Origin of the sequence: Catenovulum sp. 2E275 (genome assembly GCF_025515275.1) — a bacterium.
Classification (GTDB): domain Bacteria; phylum Pseudomonadota; class Gammaproteobacteria; order Enterobacterales; family Alteromonadaceae; genus Catenovulum.
On the sequence record NZ_JAOPFU010000001.1, the window covers coordinates 165,618 to 187,726 of the forward strand.

The following is a 22,109-nucleotide window of genomic DNA, read 5'->3' on the forward strand; positions in this document are numbered from 1 at the left end:
ATGTGTTTATTCTATCAAAATTAAGTGCTACCGGTAGCACTTTTTCTTATAAATAATAGAGATTATCAGGGGAACAAGTTGTAGGTGTAAAAAGATAATATAGAGCTGTTAATCCAACTCTATATAGATAGGGTCTGTTTACCTTTTGAATGCCATTTTCAGCAGTCTATACATCAAGCATCAACAAACCCTAATTATGAATAGACAATTTATGGAACGATTTGTCCACGGATTTCACCGTTGGCATTTAATGTTGTATGTATATTTACATAGTGTCCGGCATCTAACAATTGAGCAGCAACACTCTCGTCAAGCACCACACTACCATCCGTTTTCCAAACATTAGTATTTGCTGTATCTTGCATTAAAGTTACAACAACATCACCATTAGAACCTGCACTACCCGAATGGATATGGGCTGCACTTGCTTCAACTAAATTCATAGTCACAGCAGTTAACTCTAATTCATTAGTTTGGGTATTAAATAAAGCATAACCATATCCCATGGCATCAGTAGTAACAAGAGGAACTTGTTGCTGACCTTCTATTGGAAAGGTCATTAAAGCATAATTATCCGTCACAATTTGTCCCCTGATTTCACCTCCCGTATTTACTGGTGTATGAATATTCACATAATGACCACCAGAAGCTAATACCTGATAAATTTCTTCAGTTAACATTGTATTTTCAGGTGTCATCCAAACTCCCATATCTTCAGATGATTGTTCTAATGCAACTAATACTTCCCCATTCATACCAACTCTACCCGTATGAATATGAGCAGCTGTTGCATCCATGAGATTATTAGTCACAACTTTTAGCTCTAAAGCGTAGTTATCCATGTTAACTAAAGCATAACCATTGCCTGTAGCGTCTGTCGTCACAGCAGGCACCTCTTGATCACCACCTAATGCGAAATTAATCAGTGCCATATTATCACCAATAATCTGCCCCCTAATTTCTCCCGATGGATTTTCTGTAGTATGTAAATTAACGTAATGTCCGCCATCCATTAATATTTGTGCAGTAGTACTGTCAATTACTGTATTTTCTTCAGTCATCCACTCACTACTATCAAGACCTTGTATTAATGTAATTGCCACATCTCCATTTGTACCAATTCTACCAGTATGAATATGAGCTGCATTGGTATCATCAGCTTCCATCGTCTTAACTTTAAGGTCAAGAATATTTGTTGAGCTATTATAGGTTGCATAACCATACCCCATAGCTTCAGTATCGACTGTTGGAACTTCTTGTTCCCCTGAGAGATTAAAAGTGAACAATGTAAAATCGCTGGTTAAAATTTGCCCTCTCAGTTCACCTGATGCATTATCCTCTGTATGTACATTGACATACCAACCGCCATCCATAAATTCATCAACTGCGGCCTGATTTAAATTAGTTTCATTTATGTAATACATTCCTGCTGTTGAGCTAGGCTCAAAAGTAAAAGCAACATCGCCATTTGACCCGACATACCCTTGATGAATATGGGCTGCCGAAAACCCCTCAACATCAGTTGCATCTAGTGTTGCCCTAAATTGCATTAAGTTTTGATCAAATTGGAATTCAACTGTTGCTGTATCTGTAGACATTACACTTGGAACTTCCTGAGAACCAGAAAGCTGAATTGTTAAAGTAAGGCTTGGCATAAATGATTCGGGACTATTATCATCGTCATCATCTGAACCAAAGTCTAACGAACATGCTGTCATCATCAATGCCAACATTAAAGTTAAGCAGTATTTCATAGCTAAGTCCTTCTAATTTAATAAACGTTAATTAACTTTTGAGGTGGCTAAAAACTCACAAATATAGTGAATATTTTTACCGACCTATAGCTTGTTACGTTTAGTAAAAGAAAAAGATCATTATTGTATCAAGTTATTTACTAAAACTTATTTTATTTAGGCTAGAATCTGCTTTAAAAACTCCATTCTGATACCAGAACAATGGATTTTTATAATCCGTGTCTGCCGGTAAAAGTGGATTCTTTAGCTGCAAATAAAGTTGGGTTTGATCTTTAGATAATGGATAAATATGCGCAGTTAACGCATGTTTTTGCATCAACGCTTCAATTTGTCCTGTTTCAGCTAAAATGGTCATGCCATCTTCTATCCATTTAGTTAACTCAGTCGATTCTTTTTTAGTAAAAAAATAAACCGCAAACGGATAATGTAATAAAATTCGTGAGTAACTCATTAAATCTGGAAATTTAGATTGGCGAATGACAACATCGTTACCTGCATCGTGAAATCCGCGTGGAAAATAATCACAGCGCCCGGCATTTAACATACTAAATAAATTTTCATAAGTAGGGGTTGCTATTACTTTTAAACCTGCCTTTTCTAAAATCTCGGTATCTGGCCAGTGTTTTCCCTGACAAGCAACAAATTGTTTTAAATCATCCAAGTTTTTAATTGTATCAAATGCGGCTTTTGATTTTTTATTAATTAAAAATTTTCGAAAACCAATTAAACCACGAGTAGTTGGAATACGAATTGCGCTTAAATCTTTTTCTTCTTGGATTGAAGTCCCTAACCAATACACATCAATTAATTTACCTTTCATTAATTCATATTTAGCTCGCGCCTGCGACATATTATAAATCATTTCAACTTTAGGCACTTTTCGCCCGTTTGCGCCAGCAGTCAGAGCCATAGTTAATAAAGTCTGATGATAATCAACTGATAAATCAAAGTTAGAGCGGGGAGCAGGTATTTTCAATACATCCGGTACCGTTGCAAACAATGAAAATGCCCATAAAAAACTGATACAACTAATAATTATTTTAAGTGTCATGTAAGGTCTTATAAATTATACAACTAACAGCTTAAACATAACTAATATTAATAGGTTGTCAAATAAATCCAATCGGGCTGCAAGCTACCCTTTAAATTAAACCCAGTGGCGGGTATGCTAGAGTCATTTATATCATTAAATAAGCATATCATTGGTTTAGCTCGCCCTTAGAACGTTGAATTTTATTATATAGGACGAACGGCAATTGCTTAATATTCAAACAGACTAAACTCTGAACTACAACCTTATATCAATTATTAAAAACTTATCTCCAATTAGCGTAAACAATTTATTATGACAAACCAGCCAGAAATTAAAGCGATTTTATTTGATAAAGACGGAACCATTTTTGACAGCGAAGCCGCCTACCGAGATGCATGGGTGACAAGTGCTCAACATTTTAATTTAGAGATGACGCCACAAATGTATGATCCATTTGTTGGAATTAGAGCCGCAGAATCTTACAAACTGGCTAGAGAATTATTTGGCAATGAATTCCCATTGGAAGAATTTGCCGTTAAAACCCGCGAATTAATCGATTATCACAAAATGCGTGGATTACCGATTAAAAAAGGCTTTGACCGTTTTTTCCAGCAGGCTCGCCAGTTAAATATTCCAATGGGTTTAGTTACTTCAGCCGTTTATGATGCTGCGGTTTTAACTTTTTGTCAGACCGATTATTTGGCCCATTTTGATATTATTGTTGCTGGCGATATGGTTAAACATGCCAAACCGTCTCCTGAGTGTTATTTAATGGCCAGTGAAAAACTGGGGGTTGAACCACAACATATCTTAGTATTTGAAGATTCAAACGCAGGTGTTGAAGCAGCTACCAGCGCGGGTTGTCAAACGGTTGCGATCCCTGATTATTTGCCCGTGCATGAAGCGCTATTAGCCAAAGCCAGTTATGTTTTAGAGAGTTTTGACCAAGCGCATTCAATTATCGCTAACATAAATAAGGCAAAATAATGACGCTAACAATACGCTACGAGCAAACACAGGACGCAGCCGAAATCAGCCAGCTAATCACAGCGGCTTTTAAATCAGCCCAGTTTTCAAATCATAATGAACAGGATATTGTTGATGCGCTGCGTCAACACAATGCATTAACTGTCGGATTAGTTGCATTAAATCAGGGTAAGTTGGTGGGTTTTGTTGCTATGTCACCGGTTAAAATTTCTGACGACACTCAAGATTGGTATGGCTTAGGTCCGGTTGCGGTTTTGCCTGAATATCAAAACCAAGGAATTGGTGCCTCTTTGATTAATAGTGCGTTATCCGAGATTAAATTTAAAGGCGCAGCTGGTTGTGTTGTATTGGGTGAACCTGATTATTATCAAAGATTTGGCTTTAAAGTAACCAACCAACTTGAGCTATCCAATGTGCCACCCAGTTATTTTCAGGCAATCAGTTTTGGTGCAAAAACAGCCAGCGGTCAAGTGTCTTATCATTCGGCTTTTTCGGTTTAATCAGGTTAGGTTAAACCGCTTTTGGCGCGCTTAAACTTTTGCTATAAAAACCGGAAGAATCAAAACAGCACACTCGTTTTTTGCCTTGATTTAACATATCACAGGCTTTATCAATTCGGCTTAATCTGGTTTTAGTCTGCTTTGCAGACTCCACCCAATGAATCCAATCCAATTTAGCGATAGTGGTTGTGCTGTCCCAAACTAATTTAGCTTCGTTATCTTGTGAAAGTGCCTGCCAAAAATCTTCCGGGATAACGGGTTCAGGTTCTTCGTCAAGCTGAACCAATTCAATTTGCAGAATTTCGCCGGTTTTCATTTCAAGTTTGCTACATAACTCAGCACTTAACTTAAACCAATGACTTAACTGTCCATCCGGCTCAGCTAAGGTTTGAAATTGAGATTGATTAATCAATAATTTAATTGTCACCCGCCCGCGGCGAGATAAAGTATCACTCACAGCTTTAGGTAAAATCACGAAATACCAAGGTGATTGTTTATCTTGTTTAGCCGGACATAATAGCTCGGCTTCAAAAATCGATTTTGCCATCAGTTGGTTCATTTATATTGATTAATACCCAAGCTACTTGAAGATGCATGTTTCAGAGCTATCACAGCGTTTTTAGTACAAGGCATGTTAATGAAGGAATGTCGACTACCTTTCAAATTAACATAACGCAGTAATAGAAATGCTGTGAAGCTCCCAAAGGGCAAGGCTAAAAAGCATTTATACTGCGTTATTGATTTTGAAAAGGGAATAACCATTATCTTCAATCAATGCCTTGTCTAAATGCTTTTTATCTCTTGCTGAAATATCGCATCTTCAAGCAGTTTGGGTATAGCTCTATTGCTGGGTTAACTGCCACCGGCATGTTGCCGGTGGCATTATTTCAAAAAATAAAGTTCAGCTAAACGGTTATGAATTTCAGCCAAGTCAATTTGAATGTCATCCAAAAATTGATGTAACTGCCCATTCTTCAACTTACGTACATCTGTTGTCACTAAATCTTTAGTCACATCCGCAATCACAGCATCAATTTGTTCTGAGTGAGTAATCGGCGCAATAATGCTTTTCATTTCATACAAACAATATAATACAGCCCGCGGAAATACTTCGCTGTGCAACATAAACTCAATCACATCTTCACGCTTAACTCTCACCCCCATTTGCTGGCGATACATTTGATAAGCGCTAAGCGATCTCAGCACACTAATCCACTGAATATTTTCAAATGGTCTGTCAGTTTCCGATTCAATTAAATTAGCTGAGCGCACATCTAAAATCCGGGTCGTCATATCAGCCCGTTCAAGTACCGAGCCAAAGCGCATAAACATATAACCATGATCATGATTACAAGTTGCATCCAACGCACCAAATACTAAATGAGTCTGCTCAATAATATGTTTTAAATAACCAAACCGGCCGCGTTTACTAATGCCCTCGTTCTGGTTTTCTTTTACATATAAATACAGCGAGTTAATGCCTTCCCAAACCGCACGCGGGATCACATCACGCACAGTTCTGGCATTTTCACGTGCAGACCAAAGCGAGTTTAAAATTGAAGATGGATTATTGGCGCCTACTAATAAAAATTTAAAGGCACTGCGTTCATTAAAATCTTTATGGTTTTCTAAATACGCTTCGCGCGAGCCAATAATATCAATAATTGGCTCCCAGCCAGTTGAAAGGCCTTTGGGTAAATCCATTAATAATAAATTATTAACATTAACCAAACGCGCTACATTTTCAGCACGCTCCACATAACGGCTCATCCAATATAAGGTTTCCACTACACGAGATAACATTATTGAGCCTCCCCATCGTCAACAATCCAAGTATCTTTACTGCCACCGCCTTGCGATGAATTTACCACCAATGACCCCTTAACCAACGCAACTCGGGTTAATCCACCGGTTGTGACTTGGGTATTTTGTCCGGATGATAAAATAAATGGCCGTAAGTCAACATGCCGCCCCTCTACATGATTATCAACTAAAGTTGGAACGGTTGATAATTTTAAAGTGGGCTGAGCAATATAATTGCGCGGGTCAGCTTTAATACGCTTAATACATTCCTGCTGCTCTTTTTTGGTTGAATTTGGTCCTATTAATAAACCATAACCACCAGATTCATTGGCCGGTTTAACCACCAATTCATCAATATGTTCAATCACATATTGTCTGTCGCTTTTATCCATGCATTTATAAGTAGGTACATTTGGCAGTTTAATGTCTTCATCCAGATAATATTTAATAATTTCCGGCACAAATGAATACACCACTTTATCATCTGCCACACCAGCGCCAGGCGCATTAACTAACGCAACATTGCCTTTGCGCCAAGCCCGCATTAAACCGGCAACCCCTAAAGTAGAATCCGGATTGAACGCTTCGGGGTCTAAAAATAAATCATCAATCCGGCGATAAATCACATCAACCCGACGCAACCCATAAATGGTTTTCATATAAACGCAGTCATCGTTATTAACCACTAAGTCGCGCCCTTCAACCAGTTCGCATCCCATTTCCTGTGCTAAATAACAATGTTCAAAATACGCTGAGTTATAAATACCCGGCGTTAATACCACAACTTCGGGTTTATCGTCTTTGCGTGGCGACATTGCACAAAGCATGTCGAATAATTGAGAGGGATAATCATGCACAGGTAAAATGTCATTATTTTCAAATAATTCCGGAAAAACCCGCTTCATCACAGAGCGGTTTTCAATCATATAAGATACGCCCGAAGGCACCCGTAAATTATCTTCCAACACATAAACTGTGCCTTTATCATCACGCACTAAATCTGAGCCACAAATATGCGCCCAAATACCGTTCGGTGGTGTAATGCCCTCGCATTGCGGGCGGTAATTAACGGATTTAGCTAATAATTCTTTTGGAAACACACCATCTTTAATAATTTGCTGCTTATGATATAAATCATTAATAAACAAATTAAGTGCCTGCACCCGTTGTTTAAGCCCGGATTCAATAAAATCCCATTCTTTTTTGCCTATCACTCTGGGCACAATATCAACCGGCCAAGCTCTATCAATTGAGCTTCCCTCACCATAAACCGTAAACGTAATACCCATTTCTTTAATCGCAAACTCTGCTGCGGCTCTAGCTGAGGTTAATTCCTCATCGGACAATCCCGCAAGGTAGCCAGCTAAATTATGGCTATGGCTTCTTGGCTTGCCCGTCTGGCTAATCAACTCATCATAAAATGGCTGACTTTTATATTTTTGCCAATTAATGCTCACGGCGGTCTCCTTTTTCCATCAAACACTTGCTAATACAGCAAGCACCAAATTACCCGTTAATCCCCCTGACGATTCATATCAACTGCAACTAATAGTTGATGTGTTCCTCCTCCAAATACAATGCCTTTTAATGGTGTTACATCCGCAAAATCTCTGCCAACAGCCAGTGTAATATGCTGATCATTCGGTAACACATTGTTAGTTGGATCAAAATCTATCCAGCCTAAATCCGGCACATAAATCGCAAACCATGCATGGGTTGCATCCGCCCCTTCTAATTTTACCTGTCCTTCTGGGGGCAAAGTTTCAATATAGCCGCTCACATAACGTGCTGCTAACCCTAAACTGCGTAAACAAGCGAGTGCAAAATGCGCAAAATCCTGACAAACGCCCTTTTTGTGTGCAAAGACTTCACTTAAAGGGGTGCTAATTGTGGTAAAACCAGATTCGTACTGAAAGTCATTAAAAATTCGTGCCATTAAATCTTCAGTTGCCTGAATAATCGCTCGCCCTGGTGTAAATGACTCAAAGGCATATTGTCTGATTTGCGGATCAATCGGCGTAAATACCGATGGCAAAGTAAACTCAGCCGCCTGTAAAGCCAGCTCATTTACCGGAAACTGCAACGCAGCCACCACTGACTCCCAAGTGATTTGAGCATCAAATAAACTCGCCTGCTGACGGTTAAAAATTTCAACTTCGCTAATGGCTGTCACAATCAAGTTTTCGTGCTGAGTTGGAATATCAAATACCGTGACTTTATTGCCAAAATAATCAACAAAAGTATCTAAATAATCAGCTGCTGGCGTGGTGATAACCTGATTACTAATACAGCGCTGAAATTCATTACTTATCGGACTTAACCTCGCCTGATTCTGGCACAGGCTAACAGGTTCGCTGTAGCTGTATGTTGTGCTGTGTTTAACCTTATACTTCACGAGGCTCTATACTCCCCAAGTTAGCATTAAGCGATACCGCTGCCTTAGTATGAGAAAAATATTGCACCATTAATACGTCAGAAAAATGCTCCAGAGTTTGATGAATTTTTTGCATCAAATCTGACAATTCTTGCCTTTTACCATGTTCAGCAACCGCAAGTTGATTGCTTTCAGCCAAATGGCAAATCGTGCGCATTTTTAATAATAATTTATGATGCGTGCTGAGTTGACCACCACTCACTTTATCTGGTAATTGCTTACACAATACTTCTAGCTGCTCAATTTGATACAGCAAAGACCGAGGATATTCAGCATCTAAAATCAATAATTCCAAGCCGGTTTCAATACTCTGATACATCCGATATCTGCGTTTATGCGTGATTAAACTCACCTGACAAGTCAGCACTGCTTCAAGCATATTGAGCTGCTCAGTTTCTAACATTTCGTCGGTTAACAATGCCTGACAAACATGAATTAATTGAGTGCTGCGCTCAACTCTGCGCCCAATATCCAGCATAAACCAGCCATTACTGTTTGCCATACTGTCAGCCGTTGAGCCGTTAAACGCCATAATATAACCAATGACACGATCAGCTGTTGCTTGCATAACCCGTGTAGAAACCGCAGCCGGTAAACGTTCAATTCGCTTAATTTCATCGCTAATGTCATCCACAATTCGCCAACTGTCAGACGATAATAAATCGCGGATCTGTAATGCACTATTCACTAAAGCCTGCAATGTATTGAGCAAACTGCCCGGCAGTTGTTTATCAAATAAGGTATTAGCCGCAATTTCGCGCGGGATATAAGACATGGTTTCATTATCAACAAACTGATAAGGCTGATACGGATAAATCACCGCTTGATTCACCGCTGCATCCACTAATCGGGTGACTATTTTTTTGTTATTGCTGTCTGGATAAATCGAAAACTCGGTATAGCGATCAATTAACAGCCGTAACATCCTCACTGTATTTTCACCGCGCTCTAAATATCGCCCAAGCCAAAACAAGTTTTCTGCCGTACGTGACGGCACAACACCATCCAATAAAGCTAAATCTAACATTTCGCTATTGAGTTTGGGTAATAATGGTGGGCTATCTTGTTGTTGTGTTGTTCTAACCCAAGTATCTTTAATCCACTGGGTTTTGGTTTCAGTTTGTCTGGCGAAACACAAGGCAGAAGGCAAAACTTCAACCCCGTTTTCGGTTAATAATGCAAAACAGCGGATAATAATTGGCTGGGCGACTAACTCATGATCGTCCCAAAAAGGGGCGGTACTTAAATTCGCTTTTTGGCGAAAATAATACGCATGGTTGTTTTCAGTTAACTTTTGGGCTATTTCAGCCGCCTGAGTATCGCCATCTAAGTTAAATTCTGGCTCTAAATAGCTATGTAAAGTAAAACCAGCCGGCTGATTAATTAATGCCTGCGCATTGGGATCAGTTGCCGCAAAGGTACTTAATTCTTGCAAAATCAGCGGCTCGGTTAACAATTGCTGAGCAATCCGGCTAATATTCGTTTTTACAATCGGGCTTTCCAGTACACCGCAGCCAATTGGATTAATCAACCTAACACTTTGTTTACGCACAGCCTGTAATAAACCGGCAATGCCGTCGATTGAATAATTATTTTGCTCAAGTGAATCTAATTGAGGATCAGCCAGCCAACGCACAATCACATCCACTTTACGTAAGCCTTTTAACGATTTTAGCCATACCTTGCCTTTACGTACGGTTAAATCAGCACTGCGAACTAAAGTGTAACCTAAATAAGCGGCTAAAAAAGCCTGCTCTGAGTAATACGCATCGCTCGGACCTTTAGTTAAAATAACCACTCTGGGATCGCGTAAACTTGGGGTCGATTCACTAATTTTACGCTGGAATTTTTTGAAAAAAGTCGCAATGCGCTGCACATTACATTCAGAAAACTCATCGCCCATTACCCGCCGTGCAATAATCCGGTTTTCGAGCAATAAACCTAACCCTTGCGGACTTTGTAGATGATCATCCAATACTTTAAATTGACCATCAGCATCACGAAAAATATCCACTGCGGCCAATACAACTTTTGGCTCACCTTGCTCAAAGCTAAAACATTCTCGAATAAATCCCTCTGTTGCCTGTAATTGCTGGCATGGAATCGCGCCATTTAACAATAATTGGCGCGGGCCATATAAATCATCGGCAATCATGTTAAGTAATTGAATACGCTGAGCAATCCCTTGTTTTAGCGTTTGCCAGTCGTTTTCAGATAACATTAAAGGTAAGGGATCAAGTCGCCAATTAGGTTGCGACTGCGCCGTTTGAGTAACGCCACTGTCTTGTAGCAATCGCTTAATTTCGTTGGTTCTTAAATGAATATCTTTTTCAGATAAATTTGCCAACCTTGCAAATAACACATCCCAATGTTCGGTATCACCCCCACAATGATGCTCAACTTCATCGTGCTGATGCGATCCATTTAAATACAAAGCTAGCCAATTAGGCATTTCAAGCATGTTATGTGATTCGCTGTAGTACAAAATATTCCCTCAATTATACACCTAAAAATGACAAAGCAATTATCGGTAAAAACTAACCTCTCAATAACAACTCATATTTTATTTAAATTTTGGCAGTGTCCTTAAATCCAGCGTATGCGGATATTCGTTATTAACAGATTCTTCCGGCGGCAAGGTAAAATCAACAATCGCCTGATGATGCTCAAGCTGATATTGCATTTGGCTCGGATGCCAACTGTTATCTTTATGCTGATTAAGCTGATGCTGGGTATTCGGGCTATGACCATGATCCCAAAACCGGGCTAAACGACGACCTTCGGCCTCAAACGCATTGACCGGAAAAGTAGCAAAATTACGCCCGCCCGGATGCGATACATGATACGTAAAACCACCAATTGAACGCCCTTGCCAGCTATCATGCACATCAAACACTAATGGCGCGTGCACACCAATCGTTGGATGCAGCGCACTGGCTGGTTGCCACGCGCGGTAGCGAATGCCACCCACCATAGTGCTTTTTTCGCCTGCGCTACGCATAGGCACACGCCGACCATTACAGGTGACAATATAGCGGTCACCTACCAAGCCTTTTACTTTAATTTGCACCCGCTCAAGTGAAGAATCAACATAACGAGAAGTACCGCTTGAAGTCGACTCTTCACCCAATACATGCCAAGGTTCAATGGCTGTTCTGAGTTCCAGTTCAACTTGATCAATTTGCCTGATCCCGCAGCGCGGAAATCGAAATTCAAAAAAGGGTTCAAACCAGTTTAAATTAAAATTAAATCCGGCTTGTTGTAAATCGCGGCACACGGTTGATATATCTTGTTTAACAAATTCGGGCAGCAAAAATTTATCGTGTAATTCAGTGCCCCAACGCACTAACGGTTTATGGTAAGGCTGTTGCCAAAACCAAACTAATAAGGTGCGCAGTAATAACATTTGCATCATGCTCATGCGCTCGTGCGGTGGCATTTCAAAGCCACGAAACTCAACTAAACCTAAACGGCCACTGGCTGAATCCGGTGAATACAGTTTATCAATACAAAATTCGGCTCTGTGGGTATTACCGGTTAAATCTACCAATAAATTGCGTAATAACCGATCAACCAGCCAAGGTTGTGGCACTTCACCTGCTGGCATGTGCGAAAACGCAATTTCTAGTTCGTATAACAGCTCGTCTCGGGCTTCATCAACCCTTGGCGCTTGGCTGGTTGGGCCGATAAATAAACCAGAAAATAAATAAGACAATCCGGGGTGATGCTGCCAATAAGTAATAAAACTTCTCAGCACATCAGGTTTACGTAAAAACGGGCTATTCAACGGGGTTTTTGCACCCATTGTGACATGATTGCCACCCCCTGTGCCGGTGTGGCGACCATCAATCATAAATTTATCTGTACCTAATCGGCATTGTTTTGCCAGCTCATATAAAATTTGAGTACGCTCAACTAGCTCACCCCAGTTATTTGATGGGTGAATATTCACTTCAATCACACCCGGATCAGGTGTTACCGCAAATTTTTCAATCCGGCTATCGGTTGGTGGCGTATAACCCTCAAGCACCACCGGCATAGTTAACTGCTCTGCGGTTGCTTCAATGGCATTAACCAGTTTTAAATAATGCTCACTGTGGCTCAGCGGTGGCATAAATAAATAAAGTTTACCGTTTCGCACCTCAACTGTGAGCGCAGTTTTTAATAAATCATCGCCAACATAACCATGTTGTTTGGCAAGATATGGTTTTTCTTTGCTAGGTTGTTTATTTTGTTTATCTACCTGCTCAAAACGCTCTGGAATTGAAAACGGATCACGTTCAATAAAAGGTTCAGTTCCGGTTAAGCTGGCTAAAGGCAAACGATACCCCATAGGCGAATCACCCGGTAATAAAAAACAATAACCGCGTTTAAATTGCCAAATGCATGACTGCCAGCAATTTTGATTAAAATCCCATTGCACAGGCAAAATATAACCGACCGGATTTTCTATTCCCTGCTCCATTTTTGCCAAAAAACCTTTGCGACTCATTGCGTGCAATAAATCCGGTTCATCTGGGCTTGGATCAAGTGGCATACAGCCCTCTTGCCATAAGTGATATAAAATATCCTCATACGCTGTAGTCACAGCCTTATCAGTAAAACCTAAGTTTGCTGCAAGCTGAGCGGCAAATCGCTGTGCATCTTTTGGGCTAAACTGATAATTTTGATTAATATCCGCCAATAACGCATTGTTATGCCAAATGGCTTCGCCATCTTTACGCCAGTAACATGCATATTGCCAGCGTGGTAAAGCTTCGCCCGGATACCATTTACCCTGACCATAATGGCGCAAACTCCCAATAGAAAACGCCTCCTGCATTTTCAAAAATAAATGATGTGCCAAGCGGCGTTTGTCTGCACCGTCTGCGGCGGTATTCCACTGCGCGCTTTCCATATCATCAATTGAAATAAAAGTGGGTTCACCACCCATAGTTAGCTCAATGCCTAACTGGTTAAGTTTCTGATCAACATTTAAACCTAATTGATAAATTTCGGCCCACTGTACCTGCGAATAAGGCTTAGTTACTCTGGGCATTTCGTGCAGGCGTTTTACCTTATTGGCAAATTCAAAATTCACGGTTTTACAAGGTTCAAGCGCTCCGGTGACTGGCGCAGCCGTTGACGGTTCTGGCGTACACGCTAACGGGATATGGCCTTCGCCAGCAAATAAACCAGAAGTTGGATCTAACCCAACCCAACCCGCACCGGGAATATAAATCTCAGTCCAAGCATGTAAATCAGTAAAATCGGTTTCTGGCCCGCTTGGGCCATCGAGCGACTTTTGATCTGGCGTGAGCTGAACCAAATAACCGGAGACAAAACGCGCTGCTAAACCTAAATTTCGGCAAAGCTGTACCAATAACCAAGCTGAGTCACGGCACGATCCCGACTTTTTCTCTAAGGTTTCATCAACCGTCTGTACGCCCGGCTCCATCCGAATACCGTAAGCAATCATCTGATAAATTTTTTGATTCGCCGCCACAATAAAATCAACGGTAGACGTGGCTTGTTTAGGTTTAAGTGAATCAATTAATTGCTGAAAAGGTTTGGAGACGGGTAAAGTTTCTAAATACGGCGCTAAATCTAGTTTTAACTGCTTGGGATACTCAAACGGAATTTTTTCGGCATAACTTTCCACAAAAAAATCAAATGGGTTAATCACGGTCATTTCTGCAATTAAATCGACCGTAAACCAAAATTTATCGGTTTTTTCGGGGAAAACGACCCGCGCCAAATAATTACCAAAAGGGTCTTGCTGCCAGTTAATAAAATGATTTTCAGGATAAATTTTTAACGAATAACTTTTAATGGGAGTGCGACAATGTGGTGCGGGGCGTAAACGAAAAAGGTGCGGGTCAAGTGTAATCGCTTTGTCGTATTCATATTCCGTGTGATGCGTAATGCCTACCGTAATGGTCATATAATTATCCTCTGGCCTTGTTGATATAGTTTTATCAGCAAATCTTATGCCTAACAATAGACCAAAGTTAAAATTAAAAAAAACTTCTTATTCAGTTGGTTAAAGAAAAGTTTGATTTATTATGCGATCGTGAATAAAGGAAAAATACTCTCTTATAAATATATCTATAGTGATAATACAGGCATAAATATTGATACTTAATAAAAAATAACAAACAGCTTCACAGCCGTTTGTTAAATATATCAAAGTCTATAAAACCTGTACTAACTGTATAAATACAGTTAGTACCTTTTATGGTTACCTAGCTACTAAGGAACGGTAATTTCACCTTCAACGCCAGTATCCTTGGTTTTTAAATCTTTAGTTAGTTTAAACATATACCAGTAAGTTTCACCACTCACTGCACCGTCATCAACAAAACTACCGGTTAAATCAGAAGTTCTTAAAACAGAGGTTCGTCCTCCTGCTTCTGGTTTATTATTTCTCATTAACTCAACAGCTGTGCCTTCTTGAACATTTTCAAGATCCCAAGTCACAACCACTTTACCATCGTCATTTAAACTGGTTGCTATATTGCTCACAATCGGTTTCTCAAGATCAATTAATGGTCCAGGAATTAAACCTTCTTCTGGAGGTGTTAATACCGCATCCGCAGAAATTGAAATTTCGCCTTCATACCCTGTACCGCCGGTTACTCCACCTTGAATTATTTTAAAGGTATACCAGTAAGTTTTACCCGGCTCTACCGCATCATCAACTAAGGTACCGGTTAATGGAGCACCTGCTGCAACTCGGCTACGACCACCATCTTCAGGTTTATCGTTTCTAATTAGTTCAAGATAAGTTACCTCCGGATCAAAATATTGTAGATCCCAAGAAACCTCAATGAGTGAACCATAAACCACTTTAGTTGTTAAATTAGTTACAGGTACTTCATTAACAAATGGCTTTCTAATTTCGCCTTCTGGATCTGTATTAGTCGTCTCTGCACCATGTACTACTTTAAACATATACCAGTATGTCTTACCTTCTTCAGCGGTATCGTCTGTATATGTGCCGCTAGAAGTTGAACTAGAGAAAACTCTCACTCGATCAGAATTTATTTCAGCAACTTCATTGCGATATACCTCAACATAGGTAATTTCACCAGCAAAGTTTTCAAGCGACCAATTTAAAACAATATCTGTACCATCTAACTCAGTTGTTAAATTAGTCATAATACTCCCCAAACCTTCACTGTTATTAAATACAGCTTCGTATTTGGTTTCCATATCCTGTGTATCAAACTCGTATAAATAAGCAGTTGAAACTTCAGCTCGATTATCATCTAACCACTGAGTAAATTCATCAGCTTCATTAGCCAGCGCTTTTAACGTAAATGGTGTACCGGCCGGATATTCAAACGCAGTTGTATAAACACCAGCCGCAGGCGTAGGGGAAGAAACACTCATTGAATAGGTTGGTTTTAGTGCACTAATTAAAGGCGCAACTGTTGCTGTACCGTCTAATTCTTTAATACCTTCTGCTACTAAACGCGCCATTTCAACCGCGCCTTGTTTTTGAAAATGTACAGTATCATCTTCAGCGGTTGCATTACCATATTGATTTGCACCAAAGCCCATGTAGTAGAATTCATTAGCATAGTTTTCACCAACTAATTCTAATAACGCTTTATTTTTAGCATTTAAATCAATTAACGGAACATTTAAATCTGTCGCTAGCTGACGGGTAACAACTGGGTGTTCATGATACGCATCATAAGGAACCCCTGCTTGCCAATCATTACGACGCACTGTAGTGACAAAAATTGGTATTGCACCTAACTCGCGACTTTCTTCAACAAAGTTAGTCATGTAGAACTCAAAAAAGCCTTCGGTTTTACCACCTGTTGGAGCTTTACGATCTTCGTCACTTGCGCGGTCATTAATCCCAAACTGAATAAATACATAATCACCTTCTGTGATATTGGCTTTTACATCTGTCCAATGATCATTATAGAAACTCTTAGAGCTACGACCACCTAGAGCGCGGTTATCAACCGTAATTTTGGCATCGTCTAGATAATGTTGAAAAACTTGTCCCCAACCGGTTTGTGGGTAATAACCATCTGCATAATTGGCAACAGTTGAATCACCAATTAAATACGCGGTAGCCGCTGGTGGTGTATAAGTTGGTACAACACCATTAAATGCTGCAACCATTGCAAACTTACCAGCTGGCATAGTTGTTTGGTAAAGATTGGTATCACTTGCAACTGTACCTGCATTATACCAAGCATTAAATGTATCGCCTTCTCCCGCTCTTACTTTAAATGTTAACGGGATATCAGCAGGGTATGAATTGCCTTGAGTATATAAACTATTAGTAGCGCCTTCTTGCTCAACAGTCAATTGATATCTTGGTTCTAAGCCTTCGATTAAAGTTGTTAAATCTGTATTAGCATTTAATTGCTCTAAACCTTCAACCACTAAGCGCGCCATTTCAACAGCACCAGACTCTTGGAAATGGGTACCATCAGCGCTCCCATCAGGGTAATTAGCATATTCACCAGCATCTAAAATCAGATATAAATAATGAGACGCTTGCTCTTGCCCTAGTGAATTAACTAATTCCCAAGATTTCGCATTTAAATCAATATAAGCAGCATCCATATCGGCTGCAACTTTTGCCATTGATACTGCATAATCACTACCATCTTCGGTAAATACATTACGTAATACACCATTCCGATAAGCATTCATCACCATAGGGCTAACTAAAATCGGTGTAGCACCTTTTTCACGAGTTTCATTTACATATTGAGCAATGTAAGTTTCAAAATCAGCAGGAGGTGTATAACGTTCAGCTTTTGAACGATCCCTGTCGTTATGACCAAACTGGATCATCACATAATCGCCTTCACCAACCTCACTTAACACATCATTCCAGCGCTCTTCTTCAATAAAGCTTCTTGAACTTCTTCCACCAATTGCTTTATTAACAATTTCTATTTCATCTTCTTCAAAATAATACTGTAATACTTGCCCCCAACCAGCTTGCGGATAGCTAGAAGCATTATAATTAGCAACAGTTGAATCGCCTACAACAAAAAGCTGTACTTCAGTATCTGGGACTTCAACTACAGGCGGAGTATAGGTACAAGTACCAGCGCTTAAACCAACCCCTGTAATGGTAAATGAATCGATATTAGGCATACCTTCAGCAGTATTTGAGCTAATAACAATATCATTAGCACCGGCTTTTAATGATATTGTGCCAGTTTGCTCAGCCCAAACATCCCAAGCGGTAGAAGTCGTAAATGCTAATTCAACATCAGCACCATTACTATTGATTGTTCCGGCTCTGTCTGTTGGTGCGGCATAGATAATATTAATGTCATAATCGCCGTCAGCTTCCGCTACAACCTGCCAAGTTATTGATGAATCAACTGCATTTACAACATTTGAGAAGCCGTCGCCTTCAAAACCTTCGTGATTGCTTTCGATAAAACCATCAATATTACAAAAACCAGCTTCATTTTCCTCAATCGTTACTACAACTGGTTCTTCTACCTCTTCTTCTGGTTCTGCCGGTTCTTCCACTTCTTCTTCCGGTTCATCAGGTATAACCGGAGCAGCCGGTATTTTTGGTATCTCAACATTATCAGGAATCGATCCTGAACCTAAATCTTCTCCTTCGTTACACCCTGCTAGAATGCCCGAAAGTAGCATAAGCCAAATATATTTATTCATGTTATCTCTCGATTATCTTTATAAATTTAACACTTTTGAATAAATTGCTAACCACAAACCCCATTGATTAACAATAAATATAATAATACCCCATGAACAGCCAATTACAATCACAAATAATCAAATATTTTTTAACAATGCTATTTAAAAACAAATAAATCAATCAACAGTACTCAAAACCAGACAATTATTAAGTATAATAAAAACAAATATTCAACAAATAATTAAAAACTTGTTGTTATAATTACACTTTATGGGAAGATTAAAGAGATTTATCATATAAAAAGGAAGCGACATGAAAAGCTTAAAAAAAATAAGTTTAGCTTTATCAAGCATTTTATTATGTGCAGCTCTGCCAGCAAATGCAGAGCATCAAGTTTCACTCACCATCAATACCGATCAGCAAGGTGCTCAAATTAATAAAAACATTTATGGTCAATTTGTTGAGCACTTAGGCCGTGGTATTTATGAAGGTATTTGGGTGGGCAACAATTCAGATATCCCTAATACTAATGGCTTTCGTAATGATGTAGTAACGGCATTAAAAGAACTTAAAGTACCGTTAATGCGCTGGCCTGGAGGCTGTTTTGCCGATGAATATCATTGGCGTGACGGGATTGGCGATCCGGCTAAAAGACCAACTAAAGTTAATACTCATTGGGGTGGCGTTGAAGAAAATAACGAATTTGGTACCCACGAATTTTTCCAATTAGCCGAAATGGTCGGTTCAGAGACTTATGTTAATGGTAATTTAGGGACTGGCACGCCAAGAGAAATGGCTGAGTGGCTTGAATATATGACCTCAGACAAAAACTCAACGCTTGCCAATGAGAGACGTAAAAATGGCCGCGATAAACCTTTTAAAGTCGATTATTTTGCCATAGGTAATGAAGCATGGGGATGTGGCGGCCATATGCGTCCGGCTTACTACGCAGATTTATATATGCACTGGGCGACCTTTTTGAAAGCGCCAAAAGGCCATACGCCTAAATTTATCGCCAGTGGCGGCAGCGGTAATGTCAGAGGTTTAGAGTGGACTGATGTGTTAAGTAAAAACATTACCCGCAATATGGATGCAATTTCGTACCACTACTACACCCTGCCAACCAATAAATGGGATGTAAAAGGTAAAGCCATTGGTTTCCCTGAATCTGAGTGGAATTCAACCATAGTTAATACGTTAAAAATTGATGAGTTTATCGCCCAAAACCTTGAAGTATTAGAAAAGAATGATCCTAAAGGAAAAATTGGTTTTTATGTTGATGAATGGGGCACATGGTACGATGCCGAGCCCGGCCGCGAACCCGGATTTTTATATCAGCAAAATACAATACGTGACGCTGTAGTTGCCGCAGCTAACTTTAATATTTTCCATCATTATGCCGAACGAGTACGCATGACAAACATTGCTCAAATGGTTAATGTTTTACAGGCAATGATTTTAACCGACAAAGAAAAAATGCTACTGACACCAACTTATTATGCTTACCAAATGTATATACCATTTCAAGATTCAACTCACTTAACGGTTGATATTAACCAAATGGATTATGAAAAAGTAGGTGAAGACAAGTTCCCGGCAGTGAGTGTATCAGCAGCAAAAGGGCAAGATGGGAAAACCTATCTAGCGCTCGTTAATTTATCAGCAACAGAAAGTTCAGAAGTTAAAGTTGATTTAAAAGGGCAAACAGCCAACTCTGCTCAGGGGCAACAGTTAACAGCCAATACTCTGGATGCGCATAATACGTTTAATAAACCGAATCAGGTCAAACCAAAAGCGTATAAGATTAAAGCTAAGTCGGGTAAATTCAGCTTCGATTTACCTGCCCGTTCAGTTACAGTCGTTAAACTGGATTAATATTTAAGCAAATTTACAATGGGTTTACTCAGGTAAACCCATTAGTTTTTTAGTTATAAGCTAATAAATCAAAGGAAATTTATTCAAATAATAATAAAACAGGATTAGAAAAATGAAAAAAACATGGATTTATCTGTTATTTATTTTAGCAATCCCTCTAAATGGATTTGCCAAAATCACCCATATACCCACAGAGGCTTTTGCTACCAAACCGGATATTAGCAGTATCAGAATATCACCGGACGGTAAACAAGCGATTATGCTAGCCAAAATTAATCAAAAAAAAGCGAAAGGTACAGCAATTAAATATATCGACCTCGTTTCTATGGGTACATTTAACCTCGCCTTTGCTGAAGATAAAGACTTTATTATCAGTGATATAGAATGGGCTAATAATGACGATTTATTAGTTGAAGTATTATACAACGACACTTTAGGCGCTTTAAGGCTAAAAAAAACCAGACTACTCAAATTTAATATTTTTGAGAAAAAGTTTAAGCCGGTTTTATCTCTACACTATATGGAAAACTTAAGCTATATCTCAAATATTATGTCAACAGTAGTCGATTATTTACCAAATGATCCAGATCATATCTTAATGTCATTATCTGGAGTATCGACCTCGGCAGAATACTATTTGCCAAGTGTGGTTAAAGTCTCTATTCATGGTAAAAATTACAATAAAGTAATTCAACCAGCAATGAATGATGTCACCAGATGGATAACCGATCAGCAACACAATGTTAGGATCGCTATTGCCAGAGAGAAAACACAATACAAAATCCTTGAACGAAATAATGAAAACCAAGATTTTCGAACCTTATGGACATTTTCCGCTTTCGATGAAGCTGAAATATGGCCTTTAGGTTTTGATGATAAACCCAATATTCTCTATGTAAGTGCAAATAAAGATGGCCGCAGAGCCGTATTCACTGTTGATTTAAACGACCCAAAACTTGAACTCAAGCATGTTTTTAGTAGCAGTAAATATGATGTATCTACGTATCTAGTTCGCGCTCAATCAACTAAAAAAGTTATCGGGGTTGGCGACTATATTTGGGACAAAGACAGAAAAAAGCTGATCAAACAAATCAATCAAGTATTACCGGATACAGAAAACGACATTATTGAAATCAGTCGAGACGATAATATTTATTTTGTTTTATCTACCAGCTCAACTGAACCAGGCGTTTATTTTATGGGCAACAGAAAAACCAATAAAATTGCTTTTTTTGGTACCCGCTATGCAGAACTTGCTCCAGAGAATTTAGCTCAAAGGCAAAAAATACATTACCAAGCCAGAGATGGTCTTAAAATTGAAGGTTTTTTAACTCTGCCCAAGAGCGATAAACAAAATAAACTACCTACGATTATCCTACCTCACGGCGGGCCTATTTCAAACGATACTGATGGTTTTGATTATTGGGCACAATTTTTTGCTAACCGAGGGTATGTTGTTGTGCAAATGAATTTCAGAGGTTCCTATGGCTATGGACTTGAGTTTTTACAGCACGGGTTAAAAGGCTGGGGGCAAGCAATGCAGGATGATATAGAAGATGCAACCAATTGGGCTATTAAACAAGGTTATGCAGACCCCAAAAGAATTTGTATTGTTGGTGCCAGCTATGGCGGTTATGCAGCTTTGATGGGCGCAATTAAAACACCGGATTTATACCAATGTGCAATCAGCTTTGCAGGCGTCAGTGATTTAGAAGAATTAGTTGATGCATCAAAGTTTTTTTCCAGTCATGAAATTGTCAAAAAAATGATTGGCGAAGATAGTGACTTTTTAGCTAACTACTCACCAATCAATCAAGCTGAAAAAATCAATATTCCTGTCCTACTCATTCATGGAACACAAGATAAACGGGTTTTACCAGAACAGAGTCAGGAAATGTATAAAGTGATGAAAGCTCGAAAAAAAGATGTTCAATATATAGAGCTAGAAGGTGCTAACCACCACTTATCTAACAGTGAAGATAGGCTCACCACATTTAAAGCTATGGAAAAATTTTTAAAGAGTCATTTATAACCATTGACCATCCATTGACCATCACTCAGCAATAAGAGAACCAATTTTGTTTAA

General features: G+C 39.3%; 13 protein-coding genes. 4 read left to right on the forward strand and 9 right to left on the reverse strand.

Going from position 1 to position 22,109, the window contains the following annotated elements; genetic code table 11:
- Positions 1 to 209: 209 nt before the first annotated feature.
- Entirely contained in the window at positions 210 to 1,754 is a 1,545-nt protein-coding gene (locus tag N7931_RS00550) for a CHRD domain-containing protein (protein WP_262791292.1), read from the reverse strand.
- A gap of 133 nt (positions 1,755 to 1,887) precedes the next feature.
- Positions 1,888 to 2,805, reverse strand: a complete 918-nt coding sequence (locus tag N7931_RS00555) for a transporter substrate-binding domain-containing protein (protein WP_262791293.1) — start codon at positions 2,803 to 2,805, stop codon at positions 1,888 to 1,890.
- Positions 2,806 to 3,099: 294 nt separating this feature from the next.
- Here N7931_RS00555 and N7931_RS00560 point away from each other — a divergent pair, with 294 nt between their 5' ends.
- Positions 3,100 to 3,774, forward strand: coding sequence for an HAD family hydrolase (locus N7931_RS00560; protein WP_262791294.1), 675 nt, complete (start codon positions 3,100 to 3,102; stop codon positions 3,772 to 3,774).
- Complete coding sequence (locus tag N7931_RS00565; protein WP_262791295.1) at positions 3,774 to 4,274, forward strand: GNAT family N-acetyltransferase; 501 nt, start codon at positions 3,774 to 3,776, stop codon at positions 4,272 to 4,274. The genes N7931_RS00560 and N7931_RS00565 overlap by 1 nt, the downstream gene beginning before the upstream one ends.
- A 10-nt stretch (positions 4,275 to 4,284) precedes the next feature.
- Here the strand turns inward: N7931_RS00565 and N7931_RS00570 are convergent, their stop codons facing one another.
- The 7 genes from N7931_RS00570 to N7931_RS00600 form a co-directional block, all read right to left on the reverse strand.
- Positions 4,285 to 4,821 carry a YdeI/OmpD-associated family protein gene (locus tag N7931_RS00570; protein ID WP_262791296.1) on the reverse strand — a complete coding sequence of 179 codons (537 nt, stop codon included), beginning with the start codon at positions 4,819 to 4,821 and terminating at the stop codon, positions 4,285 to 4,287.
- A 335-nt stretch (positions 4,822 to 5,156) separates the two neighbouring features.
- Positions 5,157 to 6,077 carry an alpha-E domain-containing protein gene (locus N7931_RS00575; protein ID WP_262791297.1) on the reverse strand — a complete coding sequence of 307 codons (921 nt, stop codon included), beginning with the start codon at positions 6,075 to 6,077 and terminating at the stop codon, positions 5,157 to 5,159.
- Complete coding sequence (locus N7931_RS00580; protein WP_262791298.1) at positions 6,077 to 7,534, reverse strand: circularly permuted type 2 ATP-grasp protein; 1,458 nt, start codon at positions 7,532 to 7,534, stop codon at positions 6,077 to 6,079. The genes N7931_RS00575 and N7931_RS00580 overlap by 1 nt, the downstream gene beginning before the upstream one ends.
- Before the next feature lie 56 nt (positions 7,535 to 7,590).
- Positions 7,591 to 8,472: a transglutaminase family protein gene (locus tag N7931_RS00585; RefSeq protein ID WP_262791299.1), complete on the reverse strand. Its 882-nt coding sequence runs from the start codon at positions 8,470 to 8,472 to the stop codon at positions 7,591 to 7,593.
- Complete coding sequence (locus N7931_RS00590) at positions 8,462 to 10,996, reverse strand: circularly permuted type 2 ATP-grasp protein (RefSeq protein WP_262791300.1); 2,535 nt, start codon at positions 10,994 to 10,996, stop codon at positions 8,462 to 8,464. The genes N7931_RS00585 and N7931_RS00590 overlap by 11 nt, the downstream gene beginning before the upstream one ends.
- A 78-nt stretch (positions 10,997 to 11,074) precedes the next feature.
- Positions 11,075 to 14,434, reverse strand: a complete 3,360-nt coding sequence (locus N7931_RS00595; protein WP_262791301.1) for a DUF2126 domain-containing protein — start codon at positions 14,432 to 14,434, stop codon at positions 11,075 to 11,077.
- 308 nt (positions 14,435 to 14,742) lie between these two features.
- Positions 14,743 to 18,165 carry a GDSL-type esterase/lipase family protein gene (locus N7931_RS00600; protein WP_262791302.1) on the reverse strand — a complete coding sequence of 1,141 codons (3,423 nt, stop codon included), beginning with the start codon at positions 18,163 to 18,165 and terminating at the stop codon, positions 14,743 to 14,745.
- 295 nt (positions 18,166 to 18,460) lie between these two features.
- Between N7931_RS00600 and N7931_RS00605 the strand changes: the two genes are divergently transcribed.
- A complete protein-coding gene (locus N7931_RS00605) occupies positions 18,461 to 20,023 on the forward strand; it encodes an alpha-N-arabinofuranosidase (RefSeq protein WP_262791303.1) in 1,563 nt (520 codons plus the stop codon).
- A 112-nt stretch (positions 20,024 to 20,135) separates the two neighbouring features.
- On the forward strand, positions 20,136 to 22,055 hold the full coding sequence (locus N7931_RS00610) for an alpha/beta hydrolase family protein (RefSeq protein WP_262791304.1): 1,920 nt from the start codon (positions 20,136 to 20,138) through the stop codon (positions 22,053 to 22,055).
- Positions 22,056 to 22,109: the final 54 nt, after the last annotated feature.